Origin of the sequence: Citrobacter sp. TBCS-14 (assembly GCF_005280805.1) — a bacterium.
Classification (GTDB): Bacteria; Pseudomonadota; Gammaproteobacteria; order Enterobacterales; family Enterobacteriaceae; genus Citrobacter; species Citrobacter gillenii.
In genome coordinates this window covers 1-208 of record NZ_SZWM01000766.1, presented here as the reverse complement: position 1 = coordinate 208, position 208 = coordinate 1, and the positions used below count along the sequence as shown (strand labels likewise).

At 59.6% G+C, this 208-nt stretch carries 1 pseudogene; it reads right to left on the bottom strand.

Features of this window, described 5'->3' with window-relative positions:
* Positions 1 to 103: 103 nt before the first annotated feature.
* A pseudogene (locus FDX22_RS21175) lies at positions 104 to 208 on the bottom strand (ferredoxin family protein); the annotation flags it as partial.

Genomic DNA, 208 nt, shown 5'->3' with positions numbered 1-208 from the left:
CCGGATAAGGCGTTTACGCCCCCATCCGGCACTGGCGTCACATGATTGCCGGATGGTGACGCTACCGTCTTATCCGGCCTACGGGAGCACAACCTCGTACTTCTCAACCGTAGCGAAACTCCACGCCAAATGTCCCACGCGGGTATTCCCACTTTTCCAGCGCTGTATCGAGCCCGAGAATGCGGCACGTTCCGCACTCCAGGCATCC